General features: G+C 73.0%; 1 protein-coding gene. It reads right to left on the bottom strand.

The genetic code is table 11. The annotated features are described in order from the left end of the window. A partial coding sequence (locus tag CS1GBM4_RS06455) for a pseudouridine synthase (RefSeq protein WP_244607089.1) occupies nucleotides 1-1,019 on the bottom strand: 1,019 nt, incomplete at both ends.

Consider the following 1,019-nt stretch of genomic DNA (forward strand, 5'->3'; position numbering starts at 1 on the left):
CCGGCGTCTCCTCGCGCCGCGGCGAGTCGAAATCGACGCCGGCCTTGGCCATCAGCTCGGCGCCGAGCTGGTCCTTCAGCACGCGCGAGCGCACCTCGTCGGCCTCGCCCTCGGGCAGGTCGCCGAGCTGGAACGGGCCGAAGGAGACCCGGATCAGCCGGTTCACCTGCAGGCCGAGATGCTCCAGCACGGTCTTGACCTCGCGGTTCTTGCCCTCGCGCAGGTCGACGGTCAGCCAGGTGTTGGAACCCTGCTCGCGCTCGAACTGGGCGACGACCGGGCCGTAATGCACCCCGTCGACGGTGACGCCATCCTTGAGCGTGTCGAGCTGCGCCTGGTTGACCTGGCCGAAGGCGCGCACGCGATAGCGCCGGAGCCAGCCGGTCTCCGGCAGTTCCAGCATGCGCGCCAGGCCGCCATCATTGGTCAGCAGCAGCAGGCCCTCGGTGTTGATGTCGAGCCGGCCGATCGAGAGCACGCGCGGCAGATCCTCCGGCAGCGCGTCGAACACGGTCGGGCGTCCCTCGGGATCATGGTTGGTCGTCACCAGCCCGCGCGGCTTGTGATAGAGCCAGAGCCGCGTGCGCTCGCGCGCCGGCAAGGGCTCGCCATCGACCAGCACGACATCGTTCGGGCCGATATCGAGCGCCGGGCTCTCGATCACCGTGCCGTTCACGCTGACGCGGCCCTCCGCGATCAGCGCCTCGCTGTCGCGGCGCGAGGCGACGCCGGCCCGCGCCATGACCTTGGCGATGCGCTCGGGCTCCTGCGGCGCAGCCGGAGCCGCGACGGCCTCCGCGATTTCGGCGGCGTTGCGATGCGCCCTGTCGGGCCGGGTGCGCGTGGGATTGCTGCCGCGCGGGCCTTCGAAGCGCTTGCCGCCGAAGCTGCGGCCCTCGCCACGGTCCTCGCGACGCGGCGGCCGCGCGGGGCGCTCACCGCTGCGCTCGCGGAAAGGACGCTCGTCGCGCCCCCGCGGTGACCGGCGCTCCTCGCCGCCGGCGCGGGCAGGGCGCGCG

Source organism: Allobosea sp. CS1GBMeth4 (assembly GCF_900185715.1).
Classification (GTDB): domain Bacteria; phylum Pseudomonadota; class Alphaproteobacteria; order Rhizobiales; family Beijerinckiaceae; genus Allobosea.